The organism is Xanthomonas sp. (assembly GCF_017163755.1).
Classification (GTDB): Bacteria; Pseudomonadota; Gammaproteobacteria; order Xanthomonadales; family Xanthomonadaceae; genus Xanthomonas_A.
This window is the reverse complement of record NZ_JAFIWC010000020.1, coordinates 12,033-34,673: the sequence shown is the minus strand read 5'-3', so window position 1 is coordinate 34,673 and position 22,641 is coordinate 12,033. Positions and strand designations below refer to the sequence as shown.

The window sequence follows — 22,641 nt, the reverse complement described above, 5'->3', positions numbered from 1 at the left end:
TGCAGTGAACCAACCGACCAAGCGCGAACCCGCCCCCTGTAGGAGCGGCTTCAGCCGCGACGAACGAAGCGGCAAGCTTCCGACGACGGGCATCGGCGGGGCTCGAGCCTCCTGCAGCGACCATCCGACAGGGCACGAATCCGCCCCTGTGGGAGCGACTTCAGTCGCGACGCGCGAAGCCTCAGCCCGCCGGCAGCGACAGCCGCGCCACCGCGCCGCCGCCTTCGCGGTTGCGCAGGCTCGCTTCGCCGCCGTGCAGCCGCGCCACTTCGCGCACGAAAGGCAGGCCCAGGCCGGAGCTGCGCTGCCCGCTCGCCGGCCGCGCCAGCGAATAGAAGCGTTCGAAGACCCGCTCCAGCGCGTAATCGGGAACGCCGGGACCCTCGTCCTCCACCAGCAGCACGAGGCGCGCATCCGCGGTGCGCTCGGCACGCAACGCGATCGCAGCGCCGGCCGGCGAGAACGCGATCGCGTTGTCGAGCAGGTTGTGCAAGGCCTGGCGCAACAGATAGGGATCGCCGGCCAGCGCCAGTTCCGTGTCCGGCAGTTGCACCTGCAGGCGCACGCCGCTGCCTTGCAGCTGCGGCGCCAGCGCCTCTTCCAACTGCGCGAACAGCGGCGCGAGCACGATCCGCTCGCGCCGCTGTAGCCAACCGTGCTGCTCCACTTCGGCCAGCGCCAGCAGCTTGTCGATGGTCCCGGTCAGGCGCTGCTGCTGCTCGGCGATGTTGCGCACGAAGCGTTGCCGCTCCGCCTCCGGCAACGGCTCCTGCAGCAGCTCGGCGGCGCCGCGGATCGCCGCCAGCGGGCTCTTCATCTCATGGGTCAGCGATTGCACGTACTGCTCGACGTAGGCCTTGCCTTCGAGCTTGCGGCGCATGGTCTCCAGCGCGCGCCCCAGGTCGCCGATCTCGTCGCGGCGCGGCGGTGGCGGCGGCACCGGCTCGCCGGCGCTGACCGCCTGCGCATAGCGGTTGAGCCGGCCGATGCCGCGCAGCAGGCCCCAGGTCATCAGCAACCCGATCAGCGCCGAGATGCCGATCAGCCAAGCGCCGCGCAACAGGATGCTGCGCTGGCTGGCCACGATGAACGGCTCGATGCTGCGGTTGGGCTGCGCCAGGGTCAACACGCCGATCAGGCGGCGGCCGTCGGCCGGGTCGAAGATCGGCGCGGCCACGTGCATCACGGTATGGTTGGGGTCGCCATCGCCTTCGGCGCTGGAGCGCGCGCCGTACTCGCCGCGCAACGTGCGGTAGACGTCGTTCCAGCGCGAGTTGTCCCGGCCCAGGTCCTGGCCGCGCGAATCGAACACCACCACGCCGGCCGCATCGGTGATGGTGACGCGGTAATCGACGCTGCGCTTGGGGAAGCGCCACACCATCGCGCGCGGATTGCGCCGCTGCGCGGCGCCCAGGTCGCGGGCGAAGGCGCCGCTGCCGATGCGCCCGGCCTTCAGGTCGTCCGCGGCCATCTGCGCCAGCACGTTGGCCGCGTCCACCAGGGTCGATTCCATCGCCTGGCGCACGCCGGGCTTGACTTCGTTGACGAACACCCGCATCACGAAGAACGCGGCGACGCCGACGATCAGGAAGAAGCCCAGGAACAGCTTCAGCCCCAGCCGCACCTCAGGCCTCCAGCGCGTAGCCGACGCCGCGATGGGTGCGGATCGGGTCGTGCGCGGCGCCGGCCGCGCGCAGCTTGCCGCGCAGGGTCTTGATGTGGGTATCGACGGTGCGGTCGGCGCTGTCGGCGCTACTGTCCCAGCCGCGGTCCATCAGCTGCGCGCGGCTGAGGATGGCGCCGGGACGCTGCAGCAGCGCGGCCAGCAGCGCGTATTCGTAGCGGGTCAGGTCCAGCGCGGTGTCGCGGAAGCGGACGCGGCGGCCGTCACGGTCGATCGCGAAGTCGCCGTGCTGCTGCCAGCCCGGCTCGGCGGCGGCCGCCGGCAGCGCCGGCCGCCGTAGCCGCGCGCGCACCCGCGCGACCAGCTCGCGCGGCGAGAACGGCTTGGTCATGTAGTCGTCGGCGCCCAGCTCCAGGCCGAGCACGCGGTCGATCTCGTCGTTGCGCGCGGTCAGGAAGATCACCGGCACCTGGCTGAAGCCGCGCAGTTCGCGGCACACCTCGAAACCGCCCAGGTCGGGCAGGCCGACGTCGAGCACCACCACGTCGATGCCGCCTCCGCGCAGCTGCTCCAGCGCCTGCCGCCCGAGCAGGCAATGGCGGGCGTGGTAGCCCTCGCTGCGCAGCGCGTAGAGCACGGTATCGGCGATGGCGGTTTCGTCCTCGACGACGAGGACGCAGGGGGCGGCGGGCGCGGACATGGCGCGCAGCATAGCCGCAACCCGCGCCCGCCCGTACACTGCCGCGATGAACTACCGCCACGCCTACCACGCCGGCAACCATGCCGACGTCCTCAAGCACACCGTGCTGCTCGCGCTGATCGACGCGCTCAAGCGCAAGGACAGTCCGTTCTTCGTGCTCGACACCCATGCCGGGCGCGGCCGTTACCTATTTGCCGCCAGCGAGAGCCGCAAGACCGGCGAAGCGGCCGCCGGCGTGCTGCGGCTGATGGGCCAGCCGACCTTGCCGGAGGTGCTGGAACGCTACCTGCGCGCGGTGCAGGCCGACAACCCGGTCGGCGCGAAGGATGCGAGTCCCTCGCAAAAGCCCGCACGTCCCTGTGCGGGGATTCAATTGAAGCACTATCCCGGCTCGCCGCTGCTGGTGGCGCAGGCGATGCGCGAGCAGGACCGGCTGGCCGCGTGCGAACTGCAGCCCGAGGAGGCGGCCGAGCTGAAGGCGCTGTTCGCCAACGACCGCCGCGTGCAGGTGCATGCAGGCGACGGCTACGCGTCGATCAGGGCGTTCCTGCCGCCCAAGTCGGGCGCGGCCAAGATCGGCCGCGGCCTGGTGCTGATCGACCCGCCGTACGAGGCGCAGGACGCCGAGTACCCGCTGATCGCCGCGACCTTGCGCGAGACGCTGACCCGCTGGCCGCAGGCGATGTGCGCGGTGTGGTACCCGATCAAGCAGCGCCGCAGCCTGCAGCCGTTCTTCCGCAAGGCCGCGGCGATGCCGGTCAAGTCGGTGCTGGTGGCCGAGCTGCAGGTGCGCCCGGACGATTCGCCGCTGCGGCTCAACGGCAGCGGCATGCTGCTGCTCAATCCGCCGTGGCAGTTCGAGCAGGCGCTGGCGAGCGCGTTGCCGGCGCTGAAGACCCACCTGGGCGAAGCGGGCGCCTCCACGCGCCTGGAGTGGCTCAAGCGCGAGGAGTGAGCCGCGCCTGGCGCGCCGGGCGGCCGCGCGTGCCGGACCGGCGTGGCCGAACCGGCGCGCGGCGGCGGCCTGCCTGGGCTGCGCGGGCGCGGCGCCCTGGCGGAGCCGAAGCCGGCGCAGCGAGGCGCCGGGTCAATAGCAATCCCAGTGGTACGCGACCCGGCTGAAGTCGCCGCGCTGCAGGTCCGCCGGATCGATGAAGAAGTTGGCGATGCCGCTGTCGCCCCACATCATCGCCTCGTCGCTGTCCAGCTGCAGCAGCAACACCTGCCGATCGCGCGGCGTGCGCGGGTCGCTCTGGGTGAATTCCGGATAGCCGCCGAGCTTGTGCCCGCCGCGGCCCAGCGCCTCGTACAGCGCATCGTCCACCGCGTCCTGCGGTATCCCGCGCAGCCGTGCGTAGGCGGCGGCGACCTCGTCCAGCGGCCGGCCGAGCGCCTGCTCGAACTGCACGTCGCTGCTGCCGATGGTCTCCTCGCCGGCGGCGAAGTGCATCGCCCGGGGGCGCGAGGGATCGAAGGGCAAGGTGTCGGCGGCCGGCAGCGGCACCCGGGCCTGCGGCGCCGTCGGGTCGGGCCGCGGCCAGTACACGACGCGGAAGTTGCGTTGCGCGCTCAGCGCGGCCAGGTCCATGTCGCCGTCGAAGTTGGCGCCATAGAAGTCGTCGCCGCCGATGAAGAACTGCAGCATGCCCTGCGCCGGGTATCCGCGCAGCGGCGGCATCTTCGCCAGGTCGACCTGCGCCAGCAGCGCCAGCGGCTGGCCCTGGGCGTCGCGCGGATACGCCTGCTCCGCGGTCCAGTACGGGCGCCCGCCGACCTTGCTGGCCAGCCGGTCGTCCTGCGCCATCGGCTGCAGGCGCAGCTGCGACACCGGCCTGCGCGTGGCGTCCAGGCGCGGGCGATACGGCGCCAGCGCCACGTCGGCCTGCACCTTCGCCGCGGGCGCTGCGGGCGGCGGCGGCGCGGTGGGCGGCAACGGCACCTGCAGGCTGCGGGTGAGCCACCAGCTGCCGCCCATCGCCAGCCCCGCCAGCAAGGCGGCCAGCGCCAGCGCGATCACGGTGGACACGGCGACGGCGTGCGCGGTCTTCATTCCATGGCTGCTCGTTGGGGCCCGGCGCTACTGTAGCAACGTCCGCTCAGCTGCCGGAAGCGGCCGCCGGCGCGCCCGGCTCGGGCTCGAAGAAGCTCCAGCGCACTGTCGGGAACTGCTGCTTCAGGCCGCGCTCGATCCGGGTGATGTCGGCAAGCAGCGCCGCCGCATCGTGTTTCTGGCGCAGCGTCGCCTGCACCGACACCATCACGTCCTCGCCCAATTGCACCGCGATAAGGTGGATCACCCGCTCGATCTCCGGCCGCGCCTGGAAGAACGCGTGCAGCTGCCGCTGCATCGCCGGGTCCACGCTCTGCCCGATCAGCATCGCCTTGATCTCGATGGCCACCAGCACCGCGACCACGATCAGCAGCGCGCCGATGGCGATGGTGCCCAGCGCGTCCCACAGCGGGTTGCCGGTCAGCACCGTCAGCAGCACCGCGGCCAGCGCCAGCGCCAGGCCGAGCAGCGCCGCCAGGTCCTCGCCGAAGATCACGATCAGCTCGGCCTGGCGGCTCTCGCGGAACCAGGTCCACAGCGAACGCGGCCCGCGCACCTTGGCGATCTCCTGCAGACAGGTGCGCAGCGACACGCCCTCGGCGACGATCGCGAAACCCAGCACGCCCACCGCCCAGCCCCAGCTGCTCAGCGGCTCGGGCCGCAGCAGCTTGTGCACGCCCTCGTACACCGAGAACATGCCGCCGATGCAGAACAGCATCACCGCCACCAGGAACGACCAGAAATAGATCGCGCGGCCGTAGCCCAGCGGATACTCGGCGCTGGCCGGGCGCCTGGCCTGGCGCATGCCCAGCAGCAACAGCAGCTGGTTGCCGCAGTCGGCCAGCGAGTGCACGGTCTCGGCGAGCATCGCGCCGGAGCCGGTGGCCACCGCGGCCGCGCCCTTGGCCAGGGCGATGGCCAGATTGGCGCCGAGCGCGAAAAAAATCGCGCGCTGCGAATCACCGCTGCCGGACATGGCCTATCCTTATCGAAAATCGCTCCATAGGGTAGGCAAGTGTAGTGAGCGCTGCGTTCACGGCATCTGCCACAGGTAATGCGAGAATCCAGGCTTCGTCGAGGATCGTCCGGCAATGGCTACCCGCAACCGCATGCCGCCTTGGCATGAAAACTTCACCTTGCCCAGTGGGCGCGAACTGCTGATCCGGCCGATACGCCCGGAGGACGGCGAGCCGTTGCAAGGCGTGTTCGCCCTGCTCGGCCCGGCCGAGATCCGCGAGCGTTTCCTGCATTCGATGCAGGAGCTCAGCGCGGACATGGCGCAGCGCCTCACCCATCCCAATCCGAAGACCGAACTGACGCTGGTGGCGGCCGAGCCGCTGCCGCCGGGCGAAGCGGTGGTCGGCGCGGTGGCGCGCGCGGCGATCACGCCGGGCACGCGCGAGGCCGAGTACGCGATCCTGGTCAGCACCTTCGTCGCCGGACAGGGCCTGGGCCGGCAGCTGATGCGCAAGCTGGTGAAGTGGGCGCGGCGCAAATACCTGGACCGGCTGTACGGCGACGTGCTGGAGACCAACCTGCCGATGCTGCAGCTGGCCGAGTCGCTGGGCTTCAAGCCGATGCCGCACCCGGACACCCCGGGCCTGGTGCGCGTGGTGCTCGAACTGGGCAACTGAGGGCGAGAAGTTCCGCCGCATGCCTGTGCGCCCGCACCGCACGGGCGATCCCCGGCTGCGCTCTTACGAGTCCCGAGTCCCGAGTCCCGGGTCCCGAGTCCCCCAGTCCCCAGTCCCCCAGTCCCGAGCCTTGCTAAACTAGCCGGTCCATGGCGTCCCTCCCCTTCCCCGTTCCGCCGCTGCCCAAGTCCGGCCAGCTCCGCGCCTATTGGCGCGCTCCCGCCGCCTCGTCCGCGCTGGCTTGGCACATCGCCTGCGCCGCCGACGCGCATCGCGGGCCGCTGCTGGTGGTCGCGCGCGACAACCAGGGCGCGCACCAGATCGAAGCCGACCTGCGCACGCTGCTCGGCGGCGACACGGCGCTGCCGGTGGTGCCGTTCCCGGACTGGGAGACCCTGCCCTACGACCAGTTCAGCCCGCACCCGGACATCGTCAGCCAGCGCCTGGCGGCGCTGCACCGGCTGCCCTCGCTGGCGCGCGGCATCGTGGTGGTGCCGGTGCAGACGCTGATGCAGCGCGTGGCGCCGCTGCGCTACATCGTCGGCGGCAGCTTCGACCTGCGCGTGGGCCAGCGCCTGGACCTGGACGCGGAGAAACGGCGGCTGGAGAGCGCCGGCTACCGCAACGTGCCGCAGGTGATGGACCCGGGCGATTTCGCGGTGCGCGGCGGCCTGCTCGACGTGTACCCGATGGGCGCCGAGGCGCCGCTACGGATCGAGTTGCTGGACGAGGACATCGATTCGATCCGCGCGTTCGATCCGGAATCGCAGCGCTCGCTCGACCACGTGCAGGCGGTGAAGATGCTGCCCGGGCGCGAGGTGCCGATGGACGAGGCCAGCGTGGAACGCGTGCTGGCCACGCTGCGCGAGCGCTTCGACGTCGATACCCGGCGCAGCGCGCTGTACCAGGACCTGCGCGCCGGGCTGGCGCCGTCGGGCATCGAGTACTACCTGCCGCTGTTCTTCCAGGCCCCGCGCGCGGCGAAGGACCCGCACGCCGCCACCGCCACGCTGTTCGACTACCTGGGCGAGTCGATGCTGCCGCTGATCGCGCCGGGCGTGGGCGCGGCCGCCGACGCGTTCTGGGCGCAGACCCAGAACCGCTACGAGCAGCGCCGCCACGACGTGGAACGCCCGCTGCTCGCGCCGGAGGAGCTGTACCAGGCGCCGGACACGCTGCGCGAACGGCTCAACACCCTGCCCCGGATCGAGGTCTGGGCGCCGGACCACGCGCGCTTCGACGAGGCCCGGGCGCTCGGCGACCAGCCGCTGCCGCCGCTGCCGGTGGCGGCGAAGGACGCCGCCCCGGCCGCGGCGCTGAAGAGCTTCCTGGACAACTACCCGGGCCGGGTGCTGATCGCCGCCGATTCGGCCGGCCGCCGCGAAGCCCTGCTGGAAGTGCTCGCCGCGGCGGGACTGAAGCCCGACGTGATCCAGAATTTCGCAGCGTTCCTCCCTTCTCCCACCGGGAGAAGGTGGCGCGAAGCGCCGGATGAGGGTACGGCGCCCGCCGGATCTGTGCCGAAGAAGGCCGCTTCGTCCGCGCAATCCAGAACCGGGCAGACGCAACTCCCTGGTGGTCGTACCCTCACCCCAACCCCTCTCCCGGGGGGAGAGGGGCTCGACGCCGATGGGGCGGCGCGTTTCGCGATCACCGTCGCGCCGCTGGACGACGGCTTCGCGCTGGACGATCCGCGCATCGCGGTGCTCACCGAGCGCCAGCTGTTCCCCGAGCGCGCCAGCCAGCCCAAGCGCAGCCGCCGCGCCGGGCGCGAGCCCGAAGCGATCATCCGCGACCTGGGCGAGCTGTCCGAAGGCGCGCCGATCGTCCACGAGGACCACGGCGTGGGCCGCTATCGCGGACTGATCGTGCTCGAGGCCGGCGGCATGCCCGGCGAGTTCCTGGAGATCGAATACGCCAAGGGCGACCGGCTGTACGTGCCGGTCGCGCAGTTGCACCTGATCAGCCGCTACTCCGGCGCCTCGGCCGAGACCGCGCCGCTGCATTCGCTCGGCGGCGAACAATGGAGCAAGGCCAAGCGCCGTGCCGCCGAGAAGGTGCGCGACGTGGCCGCCGAACTGCTGGAGATCCAGGCGCGCCGGCGCGCGCGCGCCGGCCTGGCGCTGCAGGTGGACCGGGCGATGTACGAGCCGTTCGCCGCCGGCTTCCCGTTCGAGGAGACCAGCGACCAGCTCGCCGCGATCGACGCCACGCTGCGCGACCTGGGCAGCAGCCAGCCGATGGACCGCGTGGTCTGCGGCGACGTCGGTTTCGGCAAGACCGAGGTCGCGGTGCGCGCCGCGTTCGCCGCGGCCAGCGCCGGCAAGCAGGTCGCGGTGCTGGTGCCGACCACGCTGCTGGCCGAACAGCACTACCGCAACTTCCGCGACCGCTTCGCCGACTGGCCGCTGCGCGTGGAGGTGCTGTCGCGCTTCAAGAGCGCCAAGGAGATCAAGGCCGAGCTGGAGAAGGTCGCCGACGGCGGCATCGACGTGATCATCGGCACCCACCGCCTGCTGCAGCCGGACGTGAAGTTCAAGGACCTGGGCCTGGTCGTGGTCGACGAGGAACAGCGTTTCGGCGTGCGCCAGAAGGAAGCGCTCAAGGCGATGCGCGCCAACGTGCACCTGCTCACGCTCACCGCCACGCCGATCCCGCGCACGCTGAACATGGCCATGGCCGGGCTGCGCGACCTGTCGATCATCGCCACCCCGCCGCCGAACCGGCTGGCGGTGCAGACCTTCGTCACCGCCTGGGACAACGCGCTGCTGCGCGAGGCGTTCCAGCGCGAGCTGGCGCGCGGCGGGCAGCTGTACTTCCTGCACAACGACGTGGAGAGCATCGGCCGCATGCAGCGCGAGCTCAGCGAACTGGTGCCCGAAGCGCGCATCGGCATCGCCCACGGGCAGATGCCCGAGCGCGAGCTGGAGCGGGTGATGCTGGATTTCCAGAAGCAGCGCTTCAACGTGCTGCTGTCGACCACGATCATCGAATCGGGCATCGACATCCCCAACGCCAACACCATCATCATCAACCGCGCCGACCGCTTCGGCCTGGCCCAGCTGCACCAGCTGCGCGGACGCGTAGGCCGCTCGCACCACCGCGCCTACGCCTACCTGCTGGTGCCCGACCAGCGCAGCCTCACCGGCGATGCGCAGAAGCGGCTGGACGCGATCGCGTCGATGGACGAGCTCGGCGCCGGCTTCACCCTGGCCACCCACGATCTGGAGATCCGCGGCGCCGGCGAGCTGCTGGGCGAGGACCAGAGCGGGCAGATGGCCGAGGTCGGCTTCAGCCTGTACACCGAACTGCTCGAGCGCGCGGTACGCAGCATCCGCCAGGGCAAGCTGCCGGACCTGGACGCCGGCGAGGAAGCGCGCGGCGCCGAAGTGGAACTGCACGTGCCGGCGCTGATCCCGGACGACTACCTGCCCGACGTGCACACCCGCCTGACGTTGTACAAGCGCATCTCCAGCGCGCGCGGCGCCGAGGAACTGCGCGAGCTGCAGGTGGAGATGATCGACCGCTTCGGCCTGCTGCCGGATCCGGTGAAGCACCTGTTCGCGATCGCCGAGCTCAAGCTGGGCGCCAGCGAACTGGGCATCCGCAAGCTCGACCTGGGCGAGAACGGCGGCCGCATCGTGTTCGAGGCCAAGCCGCGGATCGATCCGATGACCATCATCCAGATGATCCAGAAGCAGCCCAAGCTGTACACGATGGACGGCCCGGACAAGCTGAAGCTGAAGCTGCCGTTGCCCGAAGCGGCGGACCGTTTCAATGCCGCGCGCGGCCTGCTGGCGGCGCTGGTGCCGCGATAGGCGCGCCGTCGCTTGCGTCCCGCTTGCCGCCGAGCGCGCGGCCTCGGCGGGCCGAACACCAACGCAGGTAACGCAACCCGGGCGGCCGATCCTACCGGCCCGGTTTTTCGACCGCGGAGCTCATCGCCGATCTTTTCGACGCCCCCGCCAGCAGGTTAGCCCCTGCCCGTCAGCGTGCCCGATCGATCCGCCACCACCTCTGGCCTTGAACGGCCTCGACGTCTTGCCGTCGCTGGCGCGTGGCACGGCGCATGCATGCGCTCTGCATCAGGAGCGGCAGGGTTGCAAGGCAACTGGAATGCGCTCCTAGCTTTCCCATATGAATGCGGTCGTGTTCATCCCCCAAGGGCGCCAATCCGGGATTAGGCCTAAATATTCCCGAAGCGCGCCGATATCTGCTGATAGCGGATGCAGAGGGTGACCGCGGTTCGACCTGCATCCGCACCGGCCGTGCGCGATTTCGCGGCCTCCGCTTCCTGCTCGCCCTGGAGATGTGCCATGCGCCCGAAACTCGTCGACTCCCCGTCCGTCCCGCTGCAACTGAACATCGACGGCGACATGACCATCCGCCGCGCAGCCGAGTTGAAGCCGCTGCTGTTGCCGGCGCTGGAGCATCCGGGCGGCCTGCAGCTGCAGTTGCAGGCCGTCACCGAGATCGATGCCACCGGCCTGCAACTGCTGCTGGCGACCCAGGCCGCGCTGCGCGCGCTCGGCCGACCGTTCGCCATCGACGGCTGCAGCCAGCCGGTGGCCGATGCGCTCGACCTGCTCGGCCTGCGCGAGACCCTCGCGCCGTCCAGCGACACCCTCCACTGATCCGGCACCGGCCCGCCATGAATCTCGATCAATTGCTGCAGACCTTCATCGCCGAAAGCCGCGACCTGCTGGAGGACATGGAACGCAACCTGCTGGAGGCCGAACGCGGCGAAGCCGGCGCCGACGCGGTCAATGCGATCTTCCGTGCCGCGCACACCATCAAGGGCTCCGGCGGGCTGTTCGATCTGGCCCAGCTGGTCGGTTTCACCCACGTCGTGGAAAGCGTGCTCGACCTGGTCCGCGAGGACGCGCTGGCGCTGGACTCGGAGCTGATCCAGCTGCTGCTGGCCTGCTGCGACCACATCCGCCTGCTGGTGGAAGCGGCCGCCGGCGCCGAGGCGGACGAAACCGCTCTGGCCGCCGACGGCAAGCCGCTGCTCGCGCGGCTGCAGACCTACCTGCAGCCGCTGGCCGCCCCGGCGACGGCGACGGCCGCGCCCGCCGCCACCGGGGCCGCGCCGGCCCATACCGGCTACTGGCGCATCTCGCTGCAGCTGTTCAGCGACGCGCTGCGCTTCGGCAACTCGCCGCTGCACCTGATCCGCTGCCTGCGCAGCCTGGGCACCGTGGAAGCGGTACGCACCCGCCACGAGCGCGTGCCGGCGCTGCCCGACCTGGACCCGGAAGCCTGCTACCTGGGCTTCGACATCCTGCTGCGCTCCGATGCGCAGCAGGCGGCGGTCGAGGACATCTTCGAATTCGTCCGCGACGACTGCGAACTGCGGGTGGTGGCGGTGGACCCGCAGGGCGACGCCGCCAATCTGGAACTGCCCTTGCTGGTGGCCGAACCCGGCAGCCATGCGCAGGCCGACGACTTCAGCGGCTTCGACGCCCCTGCAGCGACGGCCGCACCGGCTCCGGCCGTCGCCACCGCCTCGCAGGCCGCCGGCGCCAAGCCGTCCTTCGCTGCGCGCGGCGACGGCAATGCGGCACGCGCAGCCGACGGCGGCTCGATCCGCGTGGATGCCGACAAGCTCGACCGCATGATCGACCTGGTCGGCGAACTGATCATCGCCGTCGCCAGCACCGGCGCCAACGCGCAGCGCACCGGCGATGCGCTGCTGCTCGAATCCACCTCGATCCTGGCCGGGCTGGTCGAGGAAGTGCGCGAGAGCGCGCTGCAGCTGCGCATGGTCAAGATCGGCGGCACCTTCAGCCGCTTCCACCGCGTGGTCCACGACGTGGCGCGCGAGCTGGGCAAGGACATCGTGCTGGTGGTCAACGGCGAGGACACCGAGCTGGACAAGTCGGTGGTGGAGAAGATCGCCGACCCGCTGACCCACCTGGTGCGCAACGCGATGGACCACGGCATCGAGCCGGCCGAGCTGCGCCAGGCGCGCGGCAAGCCGGTGCGCGGCACGGTGCGGCTGAACGCCTTCCACGATTCGGGCAGCATCGTCATCCAGATCAGCGACGACGGCGGCGGCCTGAACCGCGAGCGGATCCTGGCCAAGGCGCTGGAGCGCGGATTGATCGAGCCGGGGCGCCATCTCTCCGACCGCGAGGTGTTCGCGCTGATCTTCGAACCGGGCTTCTCCACCGCCGAGAAGGTCACCAACCTGTCCGGCCGCGGCGTCGGCATGGACGTGGTCAAGCGCAACATCACCGCGCTGCGCGGCAGCGTGGACATCGCCAGCCAGCAGGACGTGGGCACCACCATCTCGGTGCGCCTGCCGCTGACCCTGGCGATCATCAACGGCTTCCAGGTCGGCGTGGGCAGGTCGGTATTCGTGGTGCCGCTGGACATGGTCGAGGAATGCGTGGAGTTCGCGCCGAACTACCAGAGCGACTACATCGACCTGCGCGGCAACGTGCTGCCGTACGTGCGCCTGCGCTCGCTGTTCGACATCCCCGGCACCCCGCCGCCGCGCGAGAGCATCGTGGTGATCCGCATGGGCGCGCAGCGCTTCGGCCTGGTGGTCGACACCCTGCTCGGCGAATGGCAGACGGTGATCAAGCCGCTGTCGAAGATCTTCGCCGGGGTCAAGGGCATCAGCGGCTCGAGCATCCTCGGCAGCGGCGGCGTGGCGCTGATCCTGGACGTGCCCTCGCTGCTGCAGCAGATGCAGCCTGGCCACGAAGCGCTGGCGGCCTGACGCCATGCCGCGCAACGCGTCGCGCCCCATTCCGCATCCTTCCCCGGCGTCATGAACCACCACGCACGCGCCGAAGCCGATGCATCGGCGCGCAGTCGGGCTCCGGCGCCACGCCCGTAGCCCACCGACCACCTCCCAGACCGTTCGCTCCAACGACAGGAATACGTCCATGTTCGTCAAGACCGCCATCTCCACCAAGGTTTGGACCGCCACGGCAATCGCCGTGGCGCTGCCGCTGGCCACGGTCGGCGCCGGGTACGCGCTGGCGCTGCCGCACGGACGCTTGCTGCTGCTGAGCCTGCTCGCCGCCGTCGCCTCGGCGTTGCTGCTGGGCTGGGCCGCCACCACCGCGCTGCACTCGCTGGGCATCGCGACCGGCACGCTGGCCCAGTTCGCGCGCGGCAACTTCGAACCGGTGCTGCCCGCCATCCCGGCGGAGCGGGCCTGCGAAGTGCTGCAGGCGCTGCGCCAGGTGCAAGGCAGCGTGCGCCAGGTCAATGCCGAGATCAACCGCATGTCGCGCGAGCACGACGCCGGCGATATCGACGCGACCATCGACGGCAACGCGCTGTCGGGCGAGTATCGCGACATCGCCGAGAACATCAACCGCATGGTCGCCGGCCATATCGCGGTGAAGAAGAAGGCGATGGCCTGCGTGGCCGAGTTCGGCCGCGGCAACTTCCACGCGCCGCTGGAGACCTTCCCGGGCAAGAAGGCGTTCATCAACGACACCATCGAACAGGTGCGGCGCAACCTGACCGGGCTGGGCGCCGAGATGAACCGCATGTCGGCCGAGCACGACGCCGGCGACATCGACGCGACCATCGACGCGATGCGCTTCGACGGCGATTTCCGCAGCATGGGCGAAGGCATCAACCGCATGGTCGCCGGCCATATCGCGGTGAAGAAGCTGGCGATGGGCTGCGTGGCCGAATTCGGCCGCGGCAACTTCGAAGCGCCGCTGGCGCAGTTGCCGGGCAAGAAGGCGTTCATCAACGACACCATCGAGCAGGTGCGCGGCAACCTGAAGGCGCTGATCCGCGACACCGACCTGCTGGTCACCGCGGCCAATGCCGGGCGCCTGGAAGTGCGCGCCGACGCCGCGCAGCATTCCGGCGACTTCCGTCGCATCGTCGAAGGCATCAACCATACCCTGGACGCGGTGATCGAGCCGGTCAACGAAGCGCGCCGCGTGCTCAGCGCGATCGAGGAAGGCGACCTGACCGTCACCGCCGCCACCCACTACCACGGCCAGCTGAAGGAACTGTGCGAGAGCGTCAACAGCACCATCGCGCGGCTCTCGCTGGTGGTCGCCGAGGTCAACGTCAACGCCGAGGCGCTGGCCAGCGCTTCGGAAGAAGTCAGCGCCACCGCGCAGTCGCTGAGCCATGCCGCCAGCGAACAGGCGTCGGGGGTGGAGGAAACCAGCGCGTCGATCGAGCAGATGACCGCGTCGATCGCGCAGAACACCGACAACGCCAAGGTCACCGACGGCATGGCCGCCAAGGCCGCGCGCCAGGCCGCCGAGGGCGGCGATGCGGTGCGCTCGACGGTGGCGGCGATGAAGGAGATCGCCAAGAAGATCGGCATCATCGACGACATCGCCTACCAGACCAACCTGCTGGCGTTGAATGCGGCGATCGAGGCCGCGCGCGCCGGCGAGCATGGCAAGGGCTTCGCCGTGGTCGCCGCCGAGGTGCGCAAGCTGGCCGAGCGCAGCCAGGTCGCCGCGCAGGAGATCGGCCAGGTCGCCGACAGCAGCGTGGAACTGGCCGAGAGCGCCGGCAAGCTGCTCGACGAGATGGTGCCGTCGATCAAGCGCACCTCCGACCTGGTGCAGGAGATCACCGCCGCCTCCGAGGAGCAGGCCTCGGGCGTGGGGCAGATCAACACCGCGGTGATGCAGCTGAGCCAGACCACCCAGCAGGCCGCGTCCAACTCCGAGGAACTGGCCGCCACCGCCGAGGAGATGAGCAGCCAGGCCGAGCAGCTGCAGCAGTTGATGAGCTTCTTCCGCACTGCCGATGCGTCTGGGCTGGGACGCAAGTCTGCGTCCGTCGCCGCGCGCCCGGGCCGCAAGCCGGTCGCGCGCGCGCGTCCGCTGGCCTATGCCCGGGATGCCGGGCTGGCGCTGGTGCAGGCGCCGGACGAAGCGCATTTCGACACGTTCTGAATCCGCGGCCCGCATCGCAGCGGGCCCGCGCTCCACCCTCCACCGCGGCCCGGCCCATCGGCGATACGGCACGCGACCACGTCCTACAACCCAGAGATTCCCGCATGTTCGACAACCTCAAAATCGGCACCCGCATCGGTCTCGGCTTCGCCGCCGTCCTGGCGCTGATGCTCGGCATGGGCCTGTTCGCAACCAAGAAGATGGCCGAGGTGAACCAGGCCTCGACCGACATCGCCGGCAACTGGATGCCCAGCCTGCGCTACGTCGAACAGATGAACACCAACACCTCCGACCTGCGCGTGCTCGAGCTGCAGCACGTGATGAGCGCGCAACCCGAACAGATGCAGAAGCTGGAACGGGCGATGGACCAGGTGCTGGCCAGCTACAAGGACAACCGCGACAACTACGTCAAGCTGATTTCCTCGCCCGAGGAAAAGGCGATGTACGACGACTTCGTGCGCAAGTTCGAGCAGTACCTGGCGCTGCACGACCGCATGCTCGGCCTGTCGCGCGAACTGAAGACCGCCGAGGCGCAGGCGCTGCTGAGCGGCGAACAGCAGGCGCTGTTCGACGATTCCTCGGCCACCCTGCTGCGGCTGGTGGACATGAACATCAAGGGCGGCGACGCCGCCAGCGCGGCCGGCGATGCGCTGTACGCCAGCGCGCGCAACTGGATCGTCGCGGTGATCGCGCTGTGCGTGCTGATCGGCATCGGCGTGTCGGTATTCATCGTGCGCGGGCTGATGCGCCTGCTCGGCGGCGAGCCGGCGTACGTGGCGCAGATCGCCAACCAGGTGGCGCGCGGCGACCTGTCGATGAGCGTGGCCACCCGCGCCAACGACGACAGCAGCGCGCTGTACGCGATGCGCAGCATGGTCGAGCGGCTGAAGCTGGTGATCGACGGCCAGCGCCGCGTGGTCCACGCCGCCAACCAGGGCGACTTCTCCGAGCGCGTGGCGCTGGACGGGCTGGCCGGGTTCCAGCGCGACATGGGTCAGGGCCTGAACGACCTGGTCGCCACCACCGGCGGCAGCATCCAGGACGTGGTGCGGGTGATGGGCGCGATGTCCGACGGCGACCTGACCCAGACCATCGGCAAGGACTACGCCGGCGCCTACGCCGAGATGAAGAGCTACGTGAACAACACCATCGAACGCCTGTCGCAGGTGGTGGGCGAAGTGAACGGCAGCGCCGAGGCGCTGGCCAGCGCCTCCGAAGAGGTCAGCGCCACCGCGCAGTCGCTGAGCCAGGCCGCCAGCGAGCAGGCCGCCGGCGTCGAGGAGACCAGCGCGTCGATCGAGCAGATGACCGCATCGATCGCGCAGAACACCGACAACGCCAAGGTCACCGACGGCATGGCCAGCAAGGCCTCCAGCCAGGCGATGGACGGCGGCGAATCGGTGCGCGCGACGGTGACGGCGATGAAGCAGATCGCGCAGAAGATCGGCATCATCGACGACATCGCCTACCAGACCAACCTGCTCGCCTTGAATGCGGCGATCGAGGCCGCGCGCGCCGGCGAGCATGGCAAGGGCTTCGCCGTGGTCGCCGCCGAGGTGCGCAAGCTGGCCGAGCGCAGCCAGATCGCCGCGCAGGAGATCGGCGCGGTGGCCAGCTCCAGCGTGGAACTGGCCGAAAGCGCCGGCAAGCTGCTCGACGAGATGGTGCCGTCGATCAAGCGCACCTCCGACCTGGTGCAGGAGATCACCGCCGCCTCCGAGGAGCAGGCCGCGGGCGTGAGCCAGATCAACACCGCGGTCAGCCAGCTCAACCAGACCACCCAGCAGGCCGCCTCCAACTCCGAGGAACTGGCCGCCACCGCCGAGGAGATGAGCGGCCAGGCCGAGCAGCTGCAGCAGCTGATGGCGTTCTTCAAGCTGTCCGCCGCGTCCGCGCCGCCGCGCCGCAAGCCGGTCCAGCGCAAGCCGCAGGCGGCACGCGCGCCGGCGCGGCACACGTTCACCCAGTTCGCCGGCGACCGCCACCTCGCCGTCGCCGGCGAGGCGCCGGACGAAGCCCACTTCGATGCATTCTGAGGACCGGCCATGAATCCGCTCGAGACATCCGCAAGCGCCGGCGCCGATCTGGCCCCGGACCAGTTCCTGACCTTCCTGCTCGGCAAGGAGATGTTCGGGGTCGGCATCCTGGGCATCAAGGAGATCATCGAATACCGCGCGCCGACCGACGTGCCGATGATGCCGCCGGCGCTGCGCGGGGTGATCAACCTGCGTGGCGCGGTGGTGCCGGTGGTGGACCTGCAGCAGCGCTTCGGCCGCCCCGCCAGCGAGATCACCAAGCGCAGCTGCATCGTCATCGTCGAGGTCGCCAACGGCAGCGAGCGCCAGGTGCTCGGGCTGCTGGTGGACGCGGTGAGCGAAGTGCTGGAGATCGCCGCCACCGACATCGCCGCGCCGCCGGCGTTCGGCGCCGGCATCCGCCGCGACTTCATCCACGGCATGGGCAAGGTCGGCGAACGCTTCGTGATCCTGCTCGACGCCGATGCGGTGCTGTCCACGCAGGAGTTCGTCACGATGGGCGGGGCCGACGCGCCCGCCGAGGAAAGCGTCGCCGCGTAGCCGTCACTCCTGGCGCCGCGCCCCGTCCCGCGCCGTTCTTTCCCCAGCCGATCGGATCCGCATGTCGTCCTCGCCCGAACAAACTGTGCTCAGCCAGCTCGGCCCGGTCCTGGTCGTGGACGACAGCCAGGTACAGCGCGAATACGCCATCGCGCTGTGCCAGCGGCTCGGCGCCGACAGCGTCGAAGGCGTGGAGGACGGCTACGCGGCGCTGGCGCGGCTGGCCCGGGAACCGGCGCCCGGCCTGTTGGTCGTGGACCTGGAGATGCCGGGGCTGGACGGCGTGCAGCTGCTCGACGCGCTGGCCCGCCGCGGCGTGCGCGCGCCGATCGTGGTCGCCTCGCAGCGCGGCGCGGCGCTGATCGAATCGGTGCTGCAGCTCGGCCGCGCGGCCGGCCTGCAGGTGCTCGCCGGACTGGAGAAGCCGCTGCGCGCGCACGAGCTGGTCGCGGCGCTGCAGACGCACCCCAGCCCGGTCGCGGTGCCGCGCCGCGACGACGCGGCCGCGCAGGGCGCGCCCACCGATGCGGCGATGCTGCGCGAGGCGCTGCAGCGCGGCGACATCGAGGTCGCCTACCAGCCCAAGGTGGACATGCGCAGCGGCCAGGTGCGCGGCGTGGAAGCGCTGGCGCGCTGGCGGCACCCGCAGTGCGGGCCGATCGCGCCGGACCGCTTCGTCGCCCTGGCCGAGCGCGAGGGCCTGATCCAGCAACTGACCCTGAGCGTCGCCGACCAGGCGCTGGCGCGGCTGGCGGCATGGCGGCAGTCCGGCCTGCCGCTGACGATGGCGATCAACCTGTCGCCGTGCCTGCTGCGCGCGCCGGACCTGCTCGACGCGTTGCGCGAACTGCTGGCGCGGCACGGCGTGGCGCCGGCCGAAGTGGTGCTGGAGATCACCGAGAGCTCGCTGGTCGAATCCAGTTCGCTGGGCATGCTGGCGCGGCTGCGCCTGCTCGGCTTCGGGCTGTCGATCGACGACTACGGCACCGGTTTCTCGTCGCTGCAGCAGCTGACCCGGATCCCCTTCACCGAACTGAAGGTGGACCGCATCTTCGTGCACGACGCCCACCGCAGCCGGCACCTGCGCACGGTGCTGGAATCGGCGCTGGACCTGGCGCGCCGCCTCGGCCTGAGCACCGTCGCCGAAGGCATCGAGACGGCCGAGGACTGGGCGCTGCTGCAACAGCTCGGCTGCGACCTGGGCCAGGGCTATCTGATGGCGCGGCCGATGTCCGGCGGCGCCCTGCCCGGCTGGATGCGCGACCGCCAATCCCACCTCGCCGCGCTGTGCCCGGCGCCACCGTCACCGCCCTTCCATTGAGCCGCCACCGATCATGACCACCGACATCATCACCGAACAGGAATTCGGGCGCTTCCAGCGCTTCATCTTCGACGCCGCCGGCATCACCATCTCGCCGGCGAAGAAGGCGATGCTGTGCGGCCGCCTGGGCAAGCGCCTGAAGGCGCACTCGCTGCAGACCTACACCCAGTACATGAAGCTGCTGGAAAGCCGCGAAGGCAGCGCCGAGGTGCAGACCGCGATTGACCTGCTGACCACCAACGAGACCTATTTCTTCCGCGAACCCAAGCATTTCGACCTGCTGCGCAAGCTGGCCAGCGAACACAAGGGCAGCGCGCCGTTCCGCTGCTGGAGCGCGGCCAGCTCCAGCGGCGAGGAGGCCTACAGCATGGCGATGGTGCTGGACGATGCGATGAACGGGCGCAACTACGAGGTGGTGGGCACCGACATCAGCACCCGCGTGCTGGCCAAGGCGCGCACCGGCCATTACCCGTTGCAGCGCATCGAGCACGTGCCGCCGGCGCTGCTCAAGCGCTATTGCCTGAAGGGGCGCGGCGAGTACGAAGGCAGCCTGCTGATCGACCGCAAGATCCGCGAGCAGGTGCGCTTCCTGCATGCCAACCTCAACACCAAGCTGCCCAACCTGGGCCAGTTCGACGTGATCTTCCTGCGCAACGTGATGATCTACTTCAACGGCCAGACCAAGCGCGAGGTGGTCGCGCGGGTGCTGTCCACGCTCAAGAGCGGCGGCATCTTCTGCATCGGCCACTCCGAAAGCCTGAACGACGTCAGCAGCGACGTGGTGCAGGTGGCGCCGTCGGTGTTCCGCAAGCCGTGACCGCGCCGGCACTCACTGGGAAAACCTCATGAATACGATCAAGGCCATGGTGGTCGACGACTCGGCGGTGGTCCGCCAGGTGCTGGTCGCCGTGCTCAACGGCGCGCCGGGCATCGAGGTGATCGCCTCGGCGGCCGACCCGCTGCTGGCGATGGACAAGATGCGCCAGCAATGGCCGGACGTGATCGTGCTGGACGTGGAGATGCCGAAGATGGACGGCATCACCTTCCTGCGCAAGATCATGAGCGAGCGCCCGACCCCGGTGGTGATCTGCTCCACGCTCACCGAGAAGGGCGCGCGGGTGACCATGGACGCGCTGGCCGCCGGCGCGGTGGCGGTGGTGACCAAGCCCAAGCTGGGCCTGAAGCAGTTCCTGACCGAATCGGCCGACGAACTGATCGCCACGGTGAAGACCGCCGCGCGCGCCAACGTCAAGCGCCTGGCCGCGCGCGCCAGCGCGCCGCCGATGGAGCCGGAGGCCAAGCACAGCGCCGACGTGATCCTGCCGGCGCAGGGCGCGCGGCCGCTGGCGCAGACCACCGAGCGGGTGGTGGCGATCGGCACCTCCACCGGCGGCACCCAGGCGCTCGAGGAAGTGCTGGCCGCGCTGCCGCGGGTCTGCCCCGGCATCGTCGTGGTCCAGCACATGCCGGAGAAGTTCACCGCCGCCTTCGCCGCGCGGCTGGACAACCTGTGCCACATCGCGGTGAAGGAAGCGGCCAACAACGACCGCGTGGTCCCGGGACGCGCGCTGATCGCGCCGGGCGGCAAGCACATGCTGCTGCGCCGCAGCGGCGCGCAGTATTTCGTCGAAGTGGTGGACGGGCCGCCGGTGAACCGGCATCGCCCGTCGGTGGACGTGCTGTTCCGTTCCGCCGCGCGCGCGGCCGGCGGCAACGCGCTGGGCATCATCATGACCGGCATGGGCGACGACGGCGCGGCCGGCCTGCTGGAGATGCGCCAGGCCGGCGCGCGCACCGTGGCCCAGGACGAGCAGACCAGCATCGTGTTCGGCATGCCCAAGGAAGCGATCAAGCGCGGCGGCGCGGAGAAGGTGCTGCCGCTGGGCGCGATGGCGCGCGAGATCGTGCAGCACCTCGGCTAGCGCGATTTCGGATCCGGATGCAGCGACTTGTGGGAGCGACTTCAGTCGCGACGGGCTTTACCGATAATGCCTGTCGCGACTGAAGTCGCTCCCACATGGATCGTCTCGCCGCAGCCCCTACAGCTGCGACTCCAGCGGCAACCAGCCGATCACCCGCGCCGCGGCGCGGCGCCCGATGCCCGCTTCCGGCTCGCGGTCCCAGCTGCGCGGCGGCTGCGCCGCGTCGTCGTGCCAGCGCAGCGCACCGTCCTGCAGCGCCAGCCGGTAGCTCACCGGCGCCGACACCTTGGCCGCGTACAGCCGCTCCAGCTCGGCCGCCGCGGCGCGGTCGCGGAACAGCAGGCCCATCTCGGTGTTGAGGTTCATCGAACGCGGGTCGAGGTTGAACGAGCCGATGAAGCCGCCGCGCCCGTCGACCACGAAGGCCTTGGTGTGCAGGCTCGCGCCGCTGGAGCCGAACAGGCTGCCGCCCGGGTCGCCCTCGGGCTTGAGCTCGAACAGCGACACGCCCTGGCGCAGCAGCGGCGCCCGGTAGCCGGCGTAGCCGCCGTGCACCGCGACCACGTCGTTGGCGGCCAGCGAGTTGGTCAGCACGCCGACCGCCACCCCGCGCCGGCGCAGCTGGCCGATCCAGCGCATGCCCTCCTCGCCCGGCACGAAGTACGGCGAGATCAGCTTGAGCTCGCGCTGCGCGTGCGCCATCTCGCCGACCAGCACCGGCGTCATCCAGTCCGCGCGCGGCGGCGCGCCTTCGGCCTTCTCCGGGGGGTCGGACACGATCCGGGCATCGGCACTCCAGTGGATCGGCCGCTCGCCCTCGACCAGGTTGCGCACGCTGGGCGCCTGCCGCAGGCGCTGCACGTAGGGGTGCGCCCGCGCCGAGCGCAGGCCGGCGTCGAGGCTGGCGCGCAGCCTGGCCAGCGCGTCCGGCTCGGCCTGCACCAGGGCGCCGAGCGGCACCGCGGTGCGGCTGTTCCAGTAGGCGTCGAAGATCTGCGCGGCCTGCGCCACCGCCGGCCCGACCACCGCCGCGTCGGTATCCATGAAGTTGGTGTCGCGCGCCGCATCGAAATACTCGTCGCCGATGTTGCGCCCGCCGACCACGGCCATGCGCCCGTCGGCGATCCAGGCCTTGTTGTGCATGCGGCGGTTGACGCTGACCAGCCGCAGCGCCATCTCCACGCCGCGCATCAGCGTGCCTTCGCGCGCGCGGGTGGGATTGAACAGCCGCACTTCGATCAGCGGATGGCTGTCCAGCGCGGCCAGCACCGACTTGCTGCCGTGCACGTTCATGTCGTCCAGCAGCAGGCGCACGCGCACGCCGCGGTCGGCGGCGCGCAGCAGCTCGTTGTGCAGCAGGTTGCCGGTGAAGTCCGGGCGCCAGATGTAGTACTGCAGGTCCAGGCTGCGCCCGGCCGCGCGCGCCGCCACCGCGCGCACCGCGAAGGCGTCGATGTTGTCGGGCAGGATCACCATGCCGCTGCGCCCGGGGTGGGCCGCGGTCAGCGGCGCCACCACGCGGTCGATCGGCGTGCGCAGCGCGTCCGCCGGCAGCGCATGGCTGGCCGGGCCGCGCACCCGGTCGGCGAAGCGGCCGTAGCCGTACAGCGTCGCCAACGAGGCCAGCACGAATGCCGCCAGCGCGATGCCGCTCCACTTCAGCGTTTTCTTCTTCATTGCCTGCTTCCCGGGAAGTCGGCGCAGTGTAGGCAATGCGATGTGTAGGCGGCTGCGCGGCCGCCGCCGTGCTGCGCCGGCGCGCGGCCGTGGAGCAACCCAGCGCTGTTGCGGATGATGCCGCTGGACAGGAACAGGCCCTCGATGTAGTGGCCTTGCCGATGGCGCTGGTGCCGGAGCGGTTGAGGTAGATGTCGTAGTCGAAGCCGGTGTCGCCCAGCGGGCCGCGCCCGC

Annotated in this window: 17 protein-coding genes; 11 read left to right on the top strand and 6 right to left on the bottom strand. The window is 70.6% G+C overall.

Annotated features, from left to right (window positions below; genetic code table 11):
* Positions 1-181: 181 nt before the first annotated feature.
* Together creC and creB are read right to left on the bottom strand one after the other, a co-directional pair.
* Positions 182-1,624 carry a two-component system sensor histidine kinase CreC gene (gene creC / locus JR065_RS14205; protein ID WP_206234913.1) on the bottom strand — a complete coding sequence of 481 codons (1,443 nt, stop codon included), beginning with the start codon at positions 1,622-1,624 and terminating at the stop codon, positions 182-184.
* 1 nt (position 1,625) lies between these two features.
* Positions 1,626-2,336 (bottom strand): two-component system response regulator CreB, encoded by a 711-nt coding sequence (creB, locus tag JR065_RS14200; RefSeq protein WP_206234912.1) that lies wholly within the window; start codon positions 2,334-2,336, stop codon positions 1,626-1,628.
* 34 nt (positions 2,337-2,370) lie between these two features.
* Between creB and JR065_RS14195 the strand changes: the two genes are divergently transcribed.
* Positions 2,371-3,279 carry a 23S rRNA (adenine(2030)-N(6))-methyltransferase RlmJ gene (locus JR065_RS14195; protein ID WP_206234910.1) on the top strand — a complete coding sequence of 303 codons (909 nt, stop codon included), beginning with the start codon at positions 2,371-2,373 and terminating at the stop codon, positions 3,277-3,279.
* Between the two features lie 132 nt (positions 3,280-3,411).
* Here JR065_RS14195 and JR065_RS14190 read toward each other — a convergent pair whose 3' ends face one another.
* Both JR065_RS14190 and JR065_RS14185 read right to left on the bottom strand, forming a co-directional pair.
* On the bottom strand, positions 3,412-4,374 hold the full coding sequence (locus JR065_RS14190; protein ID WP_206234909.1) for a YwqG family protein: 963 nt from the start codon (positions 4,372-4,374) through the stop codon (positions 3,412-3,414).
* Between the two features lie 46 nt (positions 4,375-4,420).
* Positions 4,421-5,350: a cation diffusion facilitator family transporter gene (locus JR065_RS14185; protein ID WP_206234908.1), complete on the bottom strand. Its 930-nt coding sequence runs from the start codon at positions 5,348-5,350 to the stop codon at positions 4,421-4,423.
* A gap of 115 nt (positions 5,351-5,465) precedes the next feature.
* On the opposite strand from JR065_RS14185, the gene JR065_RS14180 reads away from it, so the two are divergent.
* Together JR065_RS14180 and mfd are read left to right on the top strand one after the other, a co-directional pair.
* Positions 5,466-6,008 (top strand): GNAT family N-acetyltransferase, encoded by a 543-nt coding sequence (locus JR065_RS14180; RefSeq protein WP_206234907.1) that lies wholly within the window; start codon positions 5,466-5,468, stop codon positions 6,006-6,008.
* Between the two features lie 149 nt (positions 6,009-6,157).
* Positions 6,158-9,826: a transcription-repair coupling factor gene (gene mfd / locus JR065_RS14175; RefSeq protein ID WP_206234906.1), complete on the top strand. Its 3,669-nt coding sequence runs from the start codon at positions 6,158-6,160 to the stop codon at positions 9,824-9,826.
* A 368-nt stretch (positions 9,827-10,194) separates the two neighbouring features.
* On the opposite strand, the gene JR065_RS21750 is transcribed toward mfd, so the two are convergent.
* A complete protein-coding gene (locus tag JR065_RS21750; protein ID WP_277420151.1) occupies positions 10,195-10,326 on the bottom strand; it encodes a hypothetical protein in 132 nt (43 codons plus the stop codon).
* On the opposite strand from JR065_RS21750, the gene JR065_RS14170 reads away from it, so the two are divergent.
* The 8 genes from JR065_RS14170 (at position 10,325) to JR065_RS14135 (ending at position 20,730) form a co-directional block, all read left to right on the top strand.
* A complete protein-coding gene (locus JR065_RS14170; RefSeq protein WP_206234905.1) occupies positions 10,325-10,642 on the top strand; it encodes an STAS domain-containing protein in 318 nt (105 codons plus the stop codon). The genes JR065_RS21750 and JR065_RS14170 overlap by 2 nt on opposite strands.
* A 17-nt stretch (positions 10,643-10,659) precedes the next feature.
* On the top strand, positions 10,660-12,738 hold the full coding sequence (locus tag JR065_RS14165; protein WP_206234904.1) for a chemotaxis protein CheA: 2,079 nt from the start codon (positions 10,660-10,662) through the stop codon (positions 12,736-12,738).
* Between the two features lie 169 nt (positions 12,739-12,907).
* Entirely contained in the window at positions 12,908-14,911 is a 2,004-nt protein-coding gene (locus JR065_RS14160; protein ID WP_206234903.1) for a methyl-accepting chemotaxis protein, read from the top strand.
* A gap of 104 nt (positions 14,912-15,015) precedes the next feature.
* The gene (locus tag JR065_RS14155; protein ID WP_206234902.1) at positions 15,016-16,947 is read left to right on the top strand and encodes a HAMP domain-containing methyl-accepting chemotaxis protein; all 1,932 of its coding nucleotides are present in this window, start codon (positions 15,016-15,018) and stop codon (positions 16,945-16,947) included.
* A gap of 9 nt (positions 16,948-16,956) precedes the next feature.
* Entirely contained in the window at positions 16,957-17,487 is a 531-nt protein-coding gene (locus JR065_RS14150) for a chemotaxis protein CheW (RefSeq protein ID WP_206234901.1), read from the top strand.
* 61 nt (positions 17,488-17,548) lie between these two features.
* Entirely contained in the window at positions 17,549-18,808 is a 1,260-nt protein-coding gene (locus tag JR065_RS14145; RefSeq protein ID WP_206234900.1) for an EAL domain-containing response regulator, read from the top strand.
* Between the two features lie 13 nt (positions 18,809-18,821).
* Complete coding sequence (locus JR065_RS14140; RefSeq protein WP_206234899.1) at positions 18,822-19,625, top strand: CheR family methyltransferase; 804 nt, start codon at positions 18,822-18,824, stop codon at positions 19,623-19,625.
* A gap of 28 nt (positions 19,626-19,653) precedes the next feature.
* Entirely contained in the window at positions 19,654-20,730 is a 1,077-nt protein-coding gene (locus JR065_RS14135) for a protein-glutamate methylesterase/protein-glutamine glutaminase (RefSeq protein ID WP_206234898.1), read from the top strand.
* 117 nt (positions 20,731-20,847) lie between these two features.
* Here JR065_RS14135 and JR065_RS14130 read toward each other — a convergent pair whose 3' ends face one another.
* Positions 20,848-22,407, bottom strand: a complete 1,560-nt coding sequence (locus tag JR065_RS14130; protein ID WP_206234897.1) for a phospholipase D family protein — start codon at positions 22,405-22,407, stop codon at positions 20,848-20,850.
* Between the last annotated feature and the right edge of the window lie 234 nt (positions 22,408-22,641).

What these genes read in the sequence shown, in the direction of transcription:
- JR065_RS21750 (WP_277420151.1), bottom strand. Translation starts at nt 10,326, where the DNA reads ATGGCACATCTCCAGGGCGAGCAGGAAGCGGAGGCCGCGAAATCGCGC.
- JR065_RS14145 (WP_206234900.1), top strand. Translation starts at nt 17,549, where the DNA reads ATGTCGTCCTCGCCCGAACAAACTGTGCTCAGCCAGCTCGGCCCGGTC.
- JR065_RS14160 (WP_206234903.1), top strand. Translation starts at nt 12,908, where the DNA reads ATGTTCGTCAAGACCGCCATCTCCACCAAGGTTTGGACCGCCACGGCA.
- JR065_RS14140 (WP_206234899.1), top strand. Translation starts at nt 18,822, where the DNA reads ATGACCACCGACATCATCACCGAACAGGAATTCGGGCGCTTCCAGCGC.
- creB (WP_206234912.1), bottom strand. Translation starts at nt 2,336, where the DNA reads ATGCTGCGCGCCATGTCCGCGCCCGCCGCCCCCTGCGTCCTCGTCGTC.
- JR065_RS14190 (WP_206234909.1), bottom strand. Translation starts at nt 4,374, where the DNA reads ATGAAGACCGCGCACGCCGTCGCCGTGTCCACCGTGATCGCGCTGGCG.
- JR065_RS14195 (WP_206234910.1), top strand. Translation starts at nt 2,371, where the DNA reads ATGAACTACCGCCACGCCTACCACGCCGGCAACCATGCCGACGTCCTC.
- JR065_RS14180 (WP_206234907.1), top strand. Translation starts at nt 5,466, where the DNA reads ATGGCTACCCGCAACCGCATGCCGCCTTGGCATGAAAACTTCACCTTG.
- JR065_RS14170 (WP_206234905.1), top strand. Translation starts at nt 10,325, where the DNA reads ATGCGCCCGAAACTCGTCGACTCCCCGTCCGTCCCGCTGCAACTGAAC.
- JR065_RS14150 (WP_206234901.1), top strand. Translation starts at nt 16,957, where the DNA reads ATGAATCCGCTCGAGACATCCGCAAGCGCCGGCGCCGATCTGGCCCCG.
- JR065_RS14130 (WP_206234897.1), bottom strand. Translation starts at nt 22,407, where the DNA reads ATGAAGAAGAAAACGCTGAAGTGGAGCGGCATCGCGCTGGCGGCATTC.
- JR065_RS14135 (WP_206234898.1), top strand. Translation starts at nt 19,654, where the DNA reads ATGAATACGATCAAGGCCATGGTGGTCGACGACTCGGCGGTGGTCCGC.
- mfd (WP_206234906.1), top strand. Translation starts at nt 6,158, where the DNA reads ATGGCGTCCCTCCCCTTCCCCGTTCCGCCGCTGCCCAAGTCCGGCCAG.
- JR065_RS14155 (WP_206234902.1), top strand. Translation starts at nt 15,016, where the DNA reads ATGTTCGACAACCTCAAAATCGGCACCCGCATCGGTCTCGGCTTCGCC.
- JR065_RS14185 (WP_206234908.1), bottom strand. Translation starts at nt 5,350, where the DNA reads ATGTCCGGCAGCGGTGATTCGCAGCGCGCGATTTTTTTCGCGCTCGGC.
- JR065_RS14165 (WP_206234904.1), top strand. Translation starts at nt 10,660, where the DNA reads ATGAATCTCGATCAATTGCTGCAGACCTTCATCGCCGAAAGCCGCGAC.